General features: G+C 52.0%; 13 protein-coding genes. 4 read left to right on the top strand and 9 right to left on the bottom strand.

Annotation, left to right across the window (positions count from 1 at the left end):
- Positions 1 to 22 precede the first annotated feature (22 nt).
- The 3 genes from xrtN to JI741_RS20200 all read right to left on the bottom strand — a co-directional run bounded on the left by xrtN (position 23) and on the right by JI741_RS20200 (position 4,871).
- The gene (xrtN, locus tag JI741_RS20210; protein WP_202012914.1) at positions 23 to 1,387 is read right to left on the bottom strand and encodes an exosortase N; all 1,365 of its coding nucleotides are present in this window, start codon (positions 1,385 to 1,387) and stop codon (positions 23 to 25) included.
- Complete coding sequence (locus JI741_RS20205) at positions 1,384 to 3,927, bottom strand: XrtN-dependent VIT domain-containing protein (protein ID WP_202012913.1); 2,544 nt, start codon at positions 3,925 to 3,927, stop codon at positions 1,384 to 1,386. The genes xrtN and JI741_RS20205 overlap by 4 nt, the downstream gene beginning before the upstream one ends.
- Positions 3,928 to 4,055: 128 nt before the next feature.
- Positions 4,056 to 4,871 (bottom strand): class I SAM-dependent methyltransferase, encoded by an 816-nt coding sequence (locus JI741_RS20200; RefSeq protein ID WP_202012912.1) that lies wholly within the window; start codon positions 4,869 to 4,871, stop codon positions 4,056 to 4,058.
- Between the two features lie 133 nt (positions 4,872 to 5,004).
- Between JI741_RS20200 and JI741_RS20195 the strand changes: the two genes are divergently transcribed.
- From JI741_RS20195 to JI741_RS20185, 3 genes are all read left to right on the top strand, one after another.
- The gene (locus tag JI741_RS20195) at positions 5,005 to 5,415 is read left to right on the top strand and encodes an RrF2 family transcriptional regulator (RefSeq protein WP_202012911.1); all 411 of its coding nucleotides are present in this window, start codon (positions 5,005 to 5,007) and stop codon (positions 5,413 to 5,415) included.
- 61 nt (positions 5,416 to 5,476) lie between these two features.
- Complete coding sequence (locus JI741_RS20190; protein ID WP_202012910.1) at positions 5,477 to 6,130, top strand: NAD(P)-dependent oxidoreductase; 654 nt, start codon at positions 5,477 to 5,479, stop codon at positions 6,128 to 6,130.
- A 66-nt stretch (positions 6,131 to 6,196) separates the two neighbouring features.
- Positions 6,197 to 7,063: an alpha/beta fold hydrolase gene (locus tag JI741_RS20185; RefSeq protein WP_202012909.1), complete on the top strand. Its 867-nt coding sequence runs from the start codon at positions 6,197 to 6,199 to the stop codon at positions 7,061 to 7,063.
- Between the two features lie 137 nt (positions 7,064 to 7,200).
- Here the strand turns inward: JI741_RS20185 and JI741_RS20180 are convergent, their stop codons facing one another.
- The 6 genes from JI741_RS20180 to JI741_RS20155 all read right to left on the bottom strand — a co-directional run bounded on the left by JI741_RS20180 (position 7,201) and on the right by JI741_RS20155 (position 13,290).
- The gene (locus JI741_RS20180) at positions 7,201 to 7,611 is read right to left on the bottom strand and encodes a hypothetical protein (protein ID WP_202012908.1); all 411 of its coding nucleotides are present in this window, start codon (positions 7,609 to 7,611) and stop codon (positions 7,201 to 7,203) included.
- A gap of 243 nt (positions 7,612 to 7,854) precedes the next feature.
- On the bottom strand, positions 7,855 to 8,169 hold the full coding sequence (locus JI741_RS20175) for a phosphoribosylpyrophosphate synthetase (protein ID WP_202012907.1): 315 nt from the start codon (positions 8,167 to 8,169) through the stop codon (positions 7,855 to 7,857).
- Between the two features lie 120 nt (positions 8,170 to 8,289).
- Positions 8,290 to 9,798 carry a caspase family protein gene (locus tag JI741_RS20170; protein ID WP_202012906.1) on the bottom strand — a complete coding sequence of 503 codons (1,509 nt, stop codon included), beginning with the start codon at positions 9,796 to 9,798 and terminating at the stop codon, positions 8,290 to 8,292.
- Between the two features lie 6 nt (positions 9,799 to 9,804).
- Positions 9,805 to 10,719, bottom strand: a complete 915-nt coding sequence (locus tag JI741_RS20165; protein ID WP_202012905.1) for a hypothetical protein — start codon at positions 10,717 to 10,719, stop codon at positions 9,805 to 9,807.
- A 92-nt stretch (positions 10,720 to 10,811) separates the two neighbouring features.
- The gene (locus JI741_RS20160) at positions 10,812 to 12,251 is read right to left on the bottom strand and encodes a caspase family protein (protein WP_202012904.1); all 1,440 of its coding nucleotides are present in this window, start codon (positions 12,249 to 12,251) and stop codon (positions 10,812 to 10,814) included.
- Positions 12,252 to 12,660: 409 nt separating this feature from the next.
- Positions 12,661 to 13,290 carry a TetR/AcrR family transcriptional regulator gene (locus JI741_RS20155; RefSeq protein WP_202012903.1) on the bottom strand — a complete coding sequence of 210 codons (630 nt, stop codon included), beginning with the start codon at positions 13,288 to 13,290 and terminating at the stop codon, positions 12,661 to 12,663.
- 77 nt (positions 13,291 to 13,367) lie between these two features.
- On the opposite strand from JI741_RS20155, the gene ggt reads away from it, so the two are divergent.
- A complete protein-coding gene (gene ggt / locus JI741_RS20150) occupies positions 13,368 to 15,059 on the top strand; it encodes a gamma-glutamyltransferase (protein ID WP_202012902.1) in 1,692 nt (563 codons plus the stop codon).
- Positions 15,060 to 15,098 lie beyond the last annotated feature (39 nt).

Below are 15,098 nucleotides of genomic sequence, written 5' to 3'. Positions count from 1 at the left end.
TATTCAGGAACCAAACGACATCCTAGTTTTCAATGACAAGCATCTCTTTCTCCAGAATGTCTTGAAGATTTTTCACTAACACTTCTTCCTTTTCGGACGTCACGTTCACCAGGCAAAATGCGGCGTTGCCTTTCAACATTTCCATGCGCCAGGTGAGTTGATCGATGGTTTGCACGGCGCCATTGGTATACCACCATGCAGTGTATAACATGGCGCCGTCTTTTGCCAGCGTGCCACGATAAATCTCATGCCCCCCGACGATGGACTTTCGAATGCCTTTGAATTGATAGCCACTTCCCTTCCAGCACAACAACGGGGTGTGCTCGCCGGTGAAGAACTCGGGAATGGGTTTCACATAGAGCAACAAACCGACATCGGCCAGCTTGGTGATGCCGCCATTCAGATTCTCGGGCTTCAGATTTTTGTAGTGCACTGTGGCATGCCTAACGGAAAGCTCTCCACCTTCCGGCCGCATACCCAACCCCAGGCACAACACGGTGGCTCCAAGCACAGCGAGAAACACTGTGGTGCCCCGGTTCTGGATGGACGAGTGACGGGGAACGTTGCAAGAATGACCAAAGCGATGCACCATGATGCGCGCCAGAAAATAGAGCGGCACCATCACATAGGCGCAGAGACACAACACCCCGGTGCCTTCATGCAAAACATTGTCGGGAAGAATCTTGAAGAGCACCAGCAGGATGATGCGGAAAAGGTTCGACACCACATTCAGCAAAAACACGGCAGAGAAGAACAACAACAAAGGTCCCAACCGGAGGGTGCGTCGCTGTGTGCGGTAGTGATGGGTGATGGCAAAAACGCCCATGAGCATGGAGATGGTGAGCATGTTCAATCCCATGCAGGCTTCGTCCACAGCAAAGGTGAAGCCGTTCAGCATCATCACGTTTCCTTCCACGGCAATGTCTAACCCGGCCAGCGACAGCACGCTTCCTGCCCATTCACTTAACTGTAACCGAATGGGGAACCCCAGAATGGTCGCCACCTGAAGAAACACCGGCGACATGAGCACGACCTGAAACAACACAAGGGTGTTGAGCCGGCCCAGCAGGGCTTCATACAACACAATGCAATAGAACGCCAGCGCCAGAAAATAAAATATCTTCAACTGATAGCGATAGGCCAGCACGCCACAACACAGCAGTGCCAGCACATAGACCGCATTCACTCTCGGTGCACCCTGCCGGAAAATAACAAACGGCAACAAAACCAGGCCCACCAAAAAATTGCTGACGCTGACATACGACAGCGGCAAGGCGACGGAAGCCCCTACAACTCCCGCCGCGAGCAACACCATGAAAAACAGGTGATGCCGGTGCACGCCGCTGCGCCACGATTCAACTCCAATCGAAACGAGATTTATGTTCACGGATTTCTAAACTTCAGGTAGACCACAAACAATCCAAACAGAATGATCAACGCCCACTCATGCGGCTCGGGCACAGCACCCGACGAATCTTTGGACGCATTGTGCAGGCTGTTCTCAGAATCTTCTATACCAAACCGCTCATAGTCACTTTGCGTCTCCAGCACAATGAGGCTCGACACGGGAGTGACCACATAAGCCTTGGCTGCATCTGCCACAAGGGCGTCGTTTTGAAAGCTGTCGTTGAAATAGCCTGTGCCCACGCGACGCATAATGTCGTTGTAGGTGAACAGTCGGGCGAGGTGATCGGGCGCAGTGTTTTTGAGTGGTACGGCTCCGGCCGGGGTTCGGGTGAGGCGCATGCCGGCGTCGTGCAACACAAGGCTGTTGTCGCTCTCAAGCGTTTCGGGAAAGCGGTCTTCTTCCAGCAACATCAGTAATTGTTTGGTGCTTCCCTCGCCAAACTGCAACGATCTGAACTCACGCAACGACCGCACATACGTTGACACTTCGCTGCCAAGATTGTAGACGTGAACTTTATTTCCCGCTGCAAAGAACGACCGCAGCTTCACGCCAAACTCGCTGTCGGTAATGTCGCTGAGGTGTGGCGACAGCGGTTTGCCTTTTGTTACCACCAAATTGTCGTCAACGTTTTTCAGCAGGTGAAAGGGGAACAGGCTGAAGTTTCGGGTTTGCAACTGTTCGGCGATGTCCCAGTTTTGGGCATCGAGTTTCAGGAAGTCGTCGTTGTGATAAACAAAAACGTTTCGCTGGGTCGCCAGCGGTTGCAGAGCCTTAAGCTCATCGTGAGTCCAGCTGCTGTTGATGTCGAGATAAATCCGTTTGGCCTCGAAGGGTTGATGCGTGGGCTTATACGGTTGAAGCGCATACTGAAATCCGTCGAATGTGAAACCGTTGTCGGGCTTTAGCGAAACCTCCTTCATTTCGAGGTTGAAGTCCGGATCATATTTTCCGTCGGCAACAAAGTCGCCGTTGCTGTCTTTCTTAAACGTCCACGGCAGTTGCAGCTCGGTGTTTCCGATGAAGCGAACGCGCGTGGTTTCTTTAGCCTGCGAAGGGTCGGGTCCCTGAAACACGATGTTGCGATAAACGATCTGCCCATCCTGCACGGCCAACGGCGACGTGACACCAATCTTGAACTTCCTTTCTTCGGATGTGGTGCAGGGAAACACACGCACCGACACCGTGTTCCCCTCCTGCCAATGGATCACCGATGGATCGCGCTGCTCAACGCCCACAATGGTTTCGTAGGCTTTGGCTGCTTTTTGTTTGGAGGTTAAAATTCCTTTTTCTTCCCTCCCGTTCACCCAAAGCGACAACGATGTCACCACCGATCCCTCGGGCAACTGGAAGGTATAGATCGCTTCCTCGTTGCTCCAGTCACTGCCGGAATGATTCTTTACGTTGAGATACTTTTCAGTATACGCGAGGCGTAGCTCGGGATAGATATCCACGTCGCTCACCACATACGAAGTAGAGAGGTCTGCCCCACTCCACAAGCGCTCGTCGGTGCGGTGTGAGTTCGTGCCGAGGGCATGCAGCACCTTCACGCGGTCATCGTTCGACAGGGAACATTCTGAAAAATAAGACGACAAGAGCACCAACGGGTCGTGCTTTCTCGTCTCATCCCATGAATCCGGAAACCGGTTGAAGCTGCTCAACCGATCATGGGCCGTGGTGTAGACAAGATCCGATTTCAAAATGCGTTGCGTCATACCATCGTTTGGCAGCGACTGCCCGATCTTGACCCAGGCCGGCAACTGTGCATCGCGATAGATGACCGACCTGTTGGAAAGGTATTCGATGTCGTTCACGCGCTTGGTCCATTCCGAAACAAACCCCGCGGCAAACAACAGTGGCGCCACAAGACCACTCACGGTCAAGGCAATTGCCGTTTTACTTTTTTTAAAGTGATACTTGAATAAAAATATGCTGGCCGTCATGAGCGTGAGCGGCACCATCACCAGTGCACCCAGCCCCAGAAAAAGGAGCCCAATGAACCCAAAGGGATAGTAGGGCAACATATATAATGACGCGTAGAGATAAAGTAAAAAGCTGCTTCCCAGCAACACAAATTGAATGCTGTTGAACCATTTGGGCAGGCGATCGAAATATTGAAAACTCATGAGGGTGGCCGAGGCCAGAATGAGGTAGACCGAAAACCAGGGCGTTGAGTCTTCGAACACGGAGAACTGCCGGTTCAATGAAAAGGCCGCCACCAGAAACAGGTTGATGAGCACGATGTTCCTGTCCAGGTTCGCCTCGTCCCAGCTCTTGGAGATGCCATAGGCGCGATCGGCGATCAATAAAATGGCATAGACTATCGCGAGTGCATAGTGCGCCACAAACGCGGTCATGGCGTCGTCACGCTTGCCACCGACATAATCATAGAGGACGAAAAGAATGAGCGACGCGGCTAGCATCACGTAGCCCAACAAAAGAAAACGAGCGGGCGCCGATGCAGCCTTGTCTGTGCCCTTCCCTACCAAGGGCTCGGCAAGCGTTGTGGAATGTTCTTTCATAGTAGTTGACAAAACGAATTAAAAGTACTTTGTGTTTCAAAGTAAATAGCTATTTTTGTCATACGCTACATCCACCCACATATATTTTTAGCTGTCGTCTCCTTCGAACAGTAGGACTACTGTCGTTTTCAATTTTTTTGGGTAAAGTCAAATGTGTAGACGGCGTATCCCATAAAGAGTCGTTTGAACACGCGCTCGGCCAGGAATTTGGGCATGTACACCACGCCCTTGCGAACGGCGGTGATCATGTTGCTCTCGCGTGCCTTCTCGGTGTAGTGATGATCGAGAAAAATCTGTTCCGGCCGCGCGGCGATGTCGAGAAACGTTGTGCCGGCGGCGACGATCTTAGAGTGAAATTTCCTGCCGGCCTTTTCAAAAAACTCAGCCGTCATCAAATCGCAAAGCAACGTGTGGTGGGGAAAGATGGTGGTGAGGGCAGCAATCAGTTCGCGTTTCTGATCGCGTGTTAAATAGATAAGCACGCCCTCCACAATCACCGTCACGTGTTCGGCGGTGGCGTAGGGTGCAAGTTTGTCGCGCAGCTTTTCGCGTTCAAAGTCGATGGCGACGCGTTGCAGCGAGTTCGGGCATTCCTGCTGTGGCAGGATGTTGTTTTTGTATTGCATCACCTCCGGCGCGTCAAACTCCAACCAGGTTCCGCTTCGAAAACGAAATGCCCGGCTGTCGAGCCCGGCCCCAACCAGCACGAAGGTGGCATCTGGCTTTTGCTTCAACACGGCGCGCACATGCTCGTCTATAATATAGTGGCGGGCAATGCAGCTGGCGTTGGGGAACTTGAACTTCCTGAAGTCTTCCCAGTAGCGCAGGCCATCGGCTCCCAGCAGCGCGCGGGCATAGCGGTCGCCGACAATCGGATGTTTCGATTCGGCGTCCTGCATTCGCACACCACAGCAATAGTAGGCAGTCTTCGATACGGCTTTCATACAGAGAGGATTTTAGAGGTCTTTGGTCAATTTACCGATACCGACGCCCCCATCCTAAAATAAATCTTCGCTTTGTTCTTGCCTCGTGAACCAAAAGAAGTCTACCTTTGTACTGTAATAAATAACATTACAGATGAACAACGGCCGCTTTTCCATCTCCATGCACATCCTCACGTTGCTGGATCTCCTGTCGGACGAGTTGCTTACGTCCGAAGTGATTGCCGGCAGCATCAACATAAACCCGGTGCTGGTTCGAAAGGAAATCAGCAACCTGAAAAAGCATGGGCTGGTAGAAAGCAAGGAAGGCAAAACGGGCGGCTATGCTTTGGCGAAACCTGCACGCCAGATCTTGTTGTCGGATGTCTACACGGCAGTGCGACAAGTGCCGTTGCTGGGCTCTACCCGCAATTCACCCAACCCGGCGTGTGTGGTGGGCAAACAAATCAATAAACATCTCGACACCTTGTATACTGAAGCGGAAGATGCGTTGCTTAAGAAATTGGGAAAGAGCACGCTCGCCGATTTCTCGAAGAAGTTCTCCTGATTTTTTTTGAACTTAACTGTAACAATAAACATTACAATACAACAAACTAAAACGTACAACTATGAAAATTGCATTGATCGGCGCCACTGGATTTGTGGGCACAAAAATTTTGAAAGAAGCTTTGCAACGGGGCCACCAGGTAACGGCCATCGCCCGCGACATCTCAAAGATTCAAACCCAGCATGCCAACCTCACGGCCAAAGCCGGCAACGTGCGGAACGAAGATGAAGTGGCCGCGTTGGTGAAAGGACATGACGTGGTGGTGAGTGCCTACAATCCCGGCTGGACAAATCCGGAAATCTATAGCGAGTTTCTGGCGGGATCGCAGTCCATTCAACGCGGTGTGAAGAAAGCAAACGTGAAGCGTCTGCTGGTTGTGGGTGGCGCAGGCAGTCTTGAAATTGCGCCCGGTTTGCAATTGGTAGACACGCCCGAGTTTCCCGCCGAATACAAAGCCGGTGCACAGGGTGCCCGCGACTTCCTGAACATTCTGCGCAAAGAAGATCAACTGGACTGGACCTTTCTGAGCCCCGCCATTTTGATGCACCCCGGCATCACCGACGGCCGCACAGGCAAGTATCGCACCGGCACAGACCAACCCGTGTTCAACGCACAAGGCGAGAGCCGTCTGTCGGTTGAAGACCTGAGCGTGGCCATCGTTGACGAGTTGGAAAACAAAAACTTTATCCGCCAGCGCTTCACGGCAGCGTATTGATATTTATCTAATAGAAAGAACTTCTCTTCACACGGAAGTTCTTTCTACATTTTTTCCCCTACCCTTATGCTGAACATTCAATACAAAAAAATTGCGATCGACGGCCTTTCCATTTTCTATCGCGAAGCCGGCAATCCCCAACACCCCACCCTGCTCCTGCTGCACGGCTTCCCGTCTTCGTCGCACATGTATCGCGACCTCATTCGCAACCTGGCCGATCGCTATCACCTGGTGGCTCCCGACTATCCCGGGTTTGGGTTGAGCGACATGCCCGCGCGCAACGCCTTTGCCTACACGTTCGACAATCTGTCGGTGGTGATCGAGAAGTTTATCGATGCTCTGAAACTGACGCACTTCACGGTCTATATGCAGGACTATGGTGCGCCCGTGGGTTATCGCGTTGCCTTGCGCAGACCGGAATTGATTCAGGCCCTGGTGTTGCAAAACGGCAATGCCTATGAAGAAGGTCTTGGCCCCGCGATTGACGATGGCAAAAAGTTTTGGGCAAACCGGAATGCAGAAACTGAAAACGCCATGCGCGGCGCCCTGACACTGGAGGGCACAACGTTTCAATACCTGCACGGCACCGAAGATGCTTCGCGCATCAACCCCAATGCCTATCATCACGATCAATATTTTCTCGATCGTCCGGGCAACGCCGAGATACAGCTCGACCTGTTGTATGACTATCGGAATAACCTGACGCTCTACCCCGCGTGGCAACAGTTTCTGCGCGACCGTCAACCGCCGGCTCTTATTGCCTGGGGAAAGAACGATCCGTTTTTCACCGACAAAGGTGCGCTCGCCTACCTTCGCGACCTGCCCAACGCTGAGGTACATTTGTTGAACACGGGACACTTCGCACTGGAGGAATTTCACGAACAGATTGCTGACTATATCGATGCCTTTCTGCGTAAGCACAACATCGTGTGAAGCACATCAATGGCTCTACAAAACAGAAGGCCGGACCACATTGATGGTCCGGCCTTCTGTTTCAGAATAGTTGTTATATATAATATGCTCTTGCCGCAAGGCAAGGTGATATCAAAAGCAACGCGCGTGCGCGAGTTCTACCCAACGATGGCGTTGAGAATATGCTGATTCATCGCAATGGTTGATTTGTCCACCACGTAGAACAACGAATAGCCGCCGAACATGGCTTCCAGCATTTTTTTCCAAAGATCCACTTTCTTCTCTTGCAGCAGGTTGGTTTGCGCGCGGTCGTCTTTGGTGTTGCGCTGTTTGAAGATGAGTTCGCGATAGTCGTTCACCATCTCCATCATGGAATAGCTGGGTTTGGTGGCGGCGATCGAAAACAGGTAGTCATCATCAAGCACCTTCAGTGTGTGACGACCCTTGAGGTTGCCAATGGCTTGTTTGAGATTGTTTTTGAATGCCGTGGCTTGAGCCGGCTTGAGTTTTTTGTACTCTTCCAGGGAGAATTTCTTGTTCAACTCCAATAAAGTGTCTTCCATCATCATGAATATCCGAAAGTCGAGTTTAAGCTATTGTCGGAAAATAGGGATTTCGAGATTAGTTTTTTTTATAAATATTGCAGCGTATTCGACGCCCCTCTAACAGAAGGGCTGGAAAAAATGACAACACCGTGCAATTGTATAGATGAGTGTTGTGTCAATAACGCATTTACGTTAACCGTTGTTCTGATTCGCTTCGATTTATTTTTAAGCCCAGGAAGAGGGATGGTGGTTATCACCGTCCCTTTTTTATGAATAGGTGTTTCTATCAATTTTCAGCTTCTCAATCATGGTCTGGCTCACCGATTCGGCATAAACGCCGTAAGCATCCACCAGCAATCCTTTTGTGCCATTGGTCGACGACACGGCATAGAGCACCGAGCTGTCGTCGGGATTGGTCATGCCCTCGAAACGGTACACGGCGTCTACGTGGAATTCTTCGGGACGAAATTTCACGCTCAGGGCGGCGCATTCAATCCATTCAGGATGCAGGTTGAAATCGTTTGTGTAGCCTTGTTCCTTCAGGGCGTTAATGGCCTGGGAGAGTGTTTCAAATGTATTCATGTTGATCGCGGTAGGGTAATTGGCAAAAAATGCGAGCCATCCATATCTTCAAAGATAAGATCTTTTATCAATCCCGTGTAAAATAAAACATGAACGGCACCCGGCATCTTCGGACGCGTGTCAGGGAAATTTGAAGTAGAATTCGCCGATGATATTGGAGCTGTCCCACGTGTTTTGCTTGTTGCCCGAAAGCCGCAGCACGCTTTGGCGCACATCTTTGAAAACCTGCTCGATGGTGAGCCCCGGTTTGCGCATGGCCTTGAGCAACTCCTGCGTATAGAGCCCATTACGGCCCGACCCATCGGACGCGATGGAGCCCGGGGCCGTGGCATAGGCAATGAACGATCCGCGCGCGCGGCGCATCTCCACAAGCCCCTGGTCGCCCATGGAGCGGTTCAGCGCCGGAAACGGGTTGTTGCGACAGGCATCCAGTATCACGATGTTCATGCGCGAGTTGGAGCGCTCCATGTTGGCCAGCACCATGCGCTGCACGGGGAAGCAATAGCGCGCAATGTCGTCTTCAAACTCGATGGTGGCATCGATGGGCACCAGGTAGTTCTCGTCGTCGCGCTGCACGCCGTGGCCTGCATAGTAGAACAACGACACCGTTTTGTCGCGGTCGCCGGCATCTACCTTTTCCTTGAACTTGAGCATGGCGGCGCGCATCTGGCCATAGGTGGCGTTGGTGAGCAGCTGCACCTCGAAGTTGGAGTTCTGCAATTCCTTGGCAAAATCTGTAGCGTCGTTCACGGGGTTCTTCAACACTCCTATGGATTTTGGATAGCCGCCGTTGCCGATCACGAGGGCATAGCGTTTCTCGTCTTTGTAGAACTCGGCAATGGTGGGCGTAGCCGCCACCGGAGGCGTTACTACCACCTTTTCTTCAACGGACGGAGTGGTCACCACAGGCTTGACAGGAGTCGTCACGGGTTCGTCTCTTTTAGTCACCACAGGTTGAGGCTTGGTGGCAGCAGGTTTGACGGCATCGTCCTTCTTGGTTTCGGTTGGTCGCGCTGTTTGTGTTGCCGCGGGTTCCGTGTTTCGTCCAGCCACGTTTTGTTTTTCCAATGCCTCCAGGGCATGGCGGATGTCATCGTTTTTGGGTTGCAGGGCGGCAGCGCTTTTCAGGTCGGCATAGGCTGGGGTGAGGTTGCCCATGCGGGTGTGAATCTGGCTGCGCTCATAGAGCAACTTGCCTTTCGATTCCTTGTTGTCGCTCAGCTCGCGAATGGCGTGGTCGTAGGCACCCACACATTCGGCCAGGCTGTTGGATTTGTCATAGCCTTTGGCCATGAACCAGTAGATGTTGCCCTTGTTGGGATGATCGAGCAAGATGGTTTCTTCAAAATCAGCGATAGCGCTTTTGAAGTCGTTGGTTTTGTAGTATGAGAGCGCGCGCAGGTAATACACCTCCCCGTCCAGCGATTTGTCGCGGGTGCTTTTGGTGAGGTATTCGGAAAAGTTTTTGATGGCATCGTCGAACTTGCCGGCAGTGTAGCTGTCGTGTCCTTTTTCATACAGCTTGAACTGCGCCATGGCGTTGTTCAGGACGGCCAGCGAAATCAGTATTACTATGAATATCCTTCTTGCTTTCATCTTTCCCACATTCAATATGACGACGTCAACCATGATGCGCTAGAAATTATAAGAAGCCCCCACCTGCACGTTTACCGAAGGGAATCCTTTTGTGACCATTGGGAATTTTTCATTCACATAAGATGTAACCGTTTTGTCATACGCTGCCGTGCTCACATAGCTCACCGGAAAAGTGTAGCCCAACGCGGCCTGCAGGTAAAACGAAAATGATTTTGCGGGCATTATTTCAATACCGGGCCCGATAAAAATCCCACCCGTCACTTTGGTTTCAGACTTCAAAGCCTCATAGTCCGATGGTCCCCAATTGCTCTCGTAACCATCGGGATACCAGGTGTCATCGTCTTGATTGTAGTACAAATAATCGTCGGCCGTGCTCTGCGTGCCCCCTGTATCTTCATAGGTTTCGTAGGTGTAGCGCGCATCAGACCCCTTCACTTCTTTTCTGGAAGCTATACTGATGAAGGGTTTCGCAAAGCCATAGACCGAAAACTTTGTGTCGTCTTTCACAGGAATGAAATTAAGTTTCAAATTCACCGCCAAAGAGATAAGGCTTAAGTCACCGCCTTCCAAATTCAAAACGTATCCATACTGGTAGTTCAGAGAGGGAAGTCCATATTTTGTGCGCCAGTCGTTCGGATCGCCCGAACCGATGTAGGCATTTCCACTTTTCAAACTTGTCACTTCAGGGTCATACTTGAAATTGACATAAGACACGGATGGCCCTACCGAGAATATCCGGTTCAGTCGTTTCAGAAATCCTATTTCTGCATTTATCCCATTCTTATAATCGCCGATGTTCTTTCCAAATGTGAAGGATGGGCCGAGACCAAGGAAGATACCTTTGCTCTTATCAATCCGCTCGCGCTTCACAATGGCTCCTTCATCTTGTGCCATCACTGAGAAACCGGTCATCACCAAAAAAATGGCACATACCAATCGTGTAGAATACTTCATAGAGGGTCTATTATTAGTTTAAATAAGAAAACACAAACAGTGGGTGCGCTGCCTTTGCGTGCTCCTAACGCCAAGACTGGCAAAGCGCTTTTCTACTGAGGCAACTTGAAATAGAACTCACCGATAATGTTCGAGCTGTCCCATGTGTATTGCTTGTCGCCCGAAAGGCGCAGCACGTTCATGCGAACATCTTTGAACACTTGTTCTATGGTGAGGTTCGGTTTCTTCAGCGCTTTCAACAGCTCCTGCGTGTAGAGGCCGTTGCGGCCGCTGCCGTCTGATGCCACCGAGCCAGGGGCCGTGGCATAGGCAATGAACGATCCGCGTGCACGCTTCATTTCGCCGAGACCGGAGCCCAGCGAACGCGAGGTGGCCGGGAAAGGATTGTTGCGACAGGCGTCGAGTATCACGATGTTCATGCGCGAGTTCGATCGCTCCATGTTGGCCAGCACCATGCGTTGCACGGGGAAACACATGCGGGCGATGTCGTCTTCAAATTTCACGTCGGCGTCTACGGGCACCAGGTAGTTTTCGTCCTGGTATTGCACACCGTGGCCCGCATAATAGAATAGCCCTACCGTTTGGTCGCGCGGGCCGTTGGTGAGTTTCTCATGGAATTTGCGCATGGCCTCGCGCAGCTGCACGTAGGTGGCGTTGGTGAGCAGTTGCACTTCAAAGTCTGAACGGCGTAGTTCGGTGGCCACATCGGTGGCGTCGTTCACGGGGTTCTTCAGGATGCCAATGTCTTTGGAATAGTTGCTGTTGCCGATCACGAGGGCGTAGCGCTTTTCGTCTTTATAGGCGCCCGCCAATGCCGATACCAGTTCGGTGTTCACCGACTGTGCTGCGGGCGCGGGCTGTGTTACGGGGGGTGATGCGGGTTGTGGGTTGGCGGCGGTTTCCTTCGCGGGTTTTGCTTCAGGTTTCTTGGCCTGGCTGTTGCCTTTCACGATCACTTGCGTTTTGCGCTCCTCGCCTGCCGTGCGGCTTGCGGGTGGTCCGGCAGCAGCCACGCTGGTGCCGGTTATTTCGGAGTTCGACGGATCGAGCAGTTTGGCCTGGGCAAGGTCTTCGTTGGCACCGCTCTTGTCGCCGTTGCGGGCCAGAAACTGGGCGCGGTCGGCCAGAATGCGGGCAGTAGTCTTTTTGTTGTTCTGGGCGGCGTCGAGGGCGTTTTTGTAGTATGAGGTGGCTTCCGGCTTGCGTCCAAGCTTGTCTGAACTGCGGGCCATGTAGAGGTACACCACGCCCTTGTTATAAGGATTGAGCGTCAGGCACTTATCAAGGTCCGTCAGCGCGTTCTCGTATTGGTTGACGTGGTAGTAGGATTGACCCCGATAGAAATAAAGGTCTTCGTCGAGGCGTTTGTCATGCGAGGCCTTGTTGAGCAGGGTCGAAAACTGGTCGATGACCTGCTGATATTCTTTGGCCTTGAATTTGGCCACCCCGTCGTCAAATTCTTTTGAGTCCTGGGCGGGCGATAGTGTGGTGATAAAAATCAAAAGACACAGACTGAGCAAGATCTGTTTCATACTTGAAGGATAGAAGGTTATATCAAAGGTAAGTATACGGCAAAAATTAAAGAACCGTTTCTAAAAAGAGTTATCGCCCCTTTAACTCAAAAAGTGCTATTTTTAAGCGATTTGGAATCCATGAGAAGACTATTTCTATTCGTTATCGTTCTAGCCGTCCTCCTTCCCTCCTGCTCCCCCAAATCAGGCTCCACCATTTCCGTGGTGAAACCAAAATACCACCACCGGTGGTATGACCGCAAGAAGGATCGCAAAACCAAACGCACAAAGAGTTTGAGGGTCAGGAACTGACCGTTGTTTAAAAAAGCTACAAGCAAATTGATCGCCTAATTCCTGGAATGGATGATTGGCTCAACAGTAATTTAGTACGCGAAAAATTGCCGGATTCTACCCGGCAATTCAAAGGATCTCACGCAATTCCTTTCATCAGCAAATCCACATTCTTCCTGAAAAACAATTTGAGCGGGCTCTGCTGGTTCAGGTGCGCCATCACCACGCTGCCAATGAACACCGACATGATGAGGTTGGTGATTTCGCGGGTGTTGATGAAGCGTGTGATCTCCTTGCGGAAGATGGCCTCCAGCGAAAACTTCTCGAACATCTGATCCATCGACATAATTTCAATAGACGTGATGTTTGATATCTCCGGAAACAGCAGCCGCTTTTCTTCGGGCTTCACGGGGAAAGGCTTGGGTGGACGCTTGTAGTCAGAAAGGTAGCCGATGAGGCTCAGCCAAAGACCGGGGTGCTCGTCGCACGATTCGCTGAGCTTGTCGAACAGCGAATAGATGCCGGGCAATCCTTCCTTGGGTTTCTGCACAAGCTCTACAGAACGTGTGAGACACCACACCCGGAAATAATATAACAGGATGTCTTCTTTCTGGGGGAAATATTTGAACAGTGTCACCTTGGAAATTTTCACCTTCGCACAAATATCTTCTACATACAGGTCGTCGAACGACTTCCGGCCAATGAGTCTCAGGGTATGATCCAGCACGTGTACTTTCAGTCGGGCGGCCTTTTCTTTTCGCAGGCTCATGTACTATATGGGTAATAAAGTTTTTATAAAGTTTCTCTGGAATTAATACTTTTATAACGACTAAACCAATAGCCCCAATGATGAATCGCCTATTTCCGCTTTTGATTGCCGTAACGCTGGTTGCCTGTATGCCCGGTTCAAAAAAGGAAAGCGCTGTGGGACGCATAACCGATTCGGCCATGGTGGTTTGCGCACATCCGCTGGCGGCAAAAGTGGGTGCCGACATCCTGCGCAAAGGCGGCCACGCGGTAGATGCTGCCATCGCCACACAACTGGCATTGGCCGTGGTCTATCCTGCAGCGGGCAACATTGGCGGCGGCGGTTTCATGCTGCTGCGCGAACACAACGGCAACACCAACTCCCTCGACTATCGCGAGATGGCGCCGGCCGCAGCAACCACCAATATGTATCTCGACGAGAAGGGCGACATCATTAACGGCCTCAGTGCTCTTGGTCATCATTCGCCGGGTGTTCCCGGCACGGTGGCCGGTCTTGCAGAAGCCCACGCCAAATATGGCAAGCTACCCTGGAAGGAACTGGTGCAGCCCGCCATCGACCTCGCGCTCAACGGCTTCACACTCACCGAAAGAGAAGCCAGGGGACTGAACTATATTCAGGACGACCTGAAGAAGTATAACTCCGTCGCTCCCCTGTTCCTCATCAAAGAGAAATGGCAAGCCGGCGACAGCATTAAGTTCACTGACCTGGGCCACGCACTGGAACGCATCCGCGACCATGGCGCCGAAGGATTTTATGAAGGCCCCACGGCCGACTCGATTGTGGCCGAAATGAAACGCGGCGGTGGCCTCATCACCCACGACGATCTGTTGAACTACAAAGCCGTGTGGCGCACCGCGTTGACAGGACATTATAAGGAATATAAAATCATAGCCATGCCCCCACCCTCCAGCGGTGGCGTGGCGTTGCTGCAGTTGTTGAAATCTGTTGAACCCTATCCCCTCAACGACTGGGGACACAACAGTGCAAAGGCCGTTCACCTCATGACCGAAGCAGAACGTCGCGCCTATGCCGACCGCTCCGTGTATTTGGGTGATCCCGATTTCTACGCCGTGCCCGTGGCCAGGCTCACCGACAAACTCTACATCGACCAGCGCATGAGCGACTACGATCCGGAACATGCCACACCCAGCAAGAACATAAAAGAAGGTCTCATCGCGGCAATTGAATCCACACAAACCACGCACCTTTCGGTGGTCGATGCCAAAGGCAACGCCGTGGCCGTGACCACCACCCTAAACGACAGCTATGGATCGAAGGTAGTGGTGAGCGGCGCGGGCTTTATTCTCAACGACGAGATGGACGACTTCAGCGTGAAGCCGGGTGTGCCCAATATGTATGGCGCCATTGGCGGCGCGGCCAACAAAATTGAGCCGGGCAAACGCATGCTCAGCTCCATGACCCCCACCATTGTGGAAAAGGACGGAAAGCTCTTTATGGTAGTGGGTACGCCGGGCGGCACCACCATCATCACATCCGTGTTCCAAACCATCGTGAACGTGCTGGACCATCGCATGACGATGCAGGAAGCCGTGGCCTCACGACGCTTCCACAGTCAGTGGCTTCCCGACTCTATTTACGCCGAACAAAATGCCTTGCTGTCGGACGACAGCCTTGCGTTGGTGAAAATGGGACATGCCTTTAAGAAAAGCTGGGGCCTTGGTCGCGTAGACGCTATCCTGGTGTTGCCCAACGGGAAACTCGAGGGCGGCGCAGATCCACGCGGCGACGATGTGGCCGACGGCTATTGACGATCAATCCTTTACATCGTTTACAACGCATACCCTGGC

This window comes from Chryseolinea lacunae (genome assembly GCF_016735595.1).
GTDB lineage: Bacteria > Bacteroidota > Bacteroidia > Cytophagales > Cyclobacteriaceae > Chryseolinea > Chryseolinea lacunae.
Note: the sequence above shows the minus strand (reverse complement) of the source record. Positions and strands in the feature narration are given on the sequence as shown.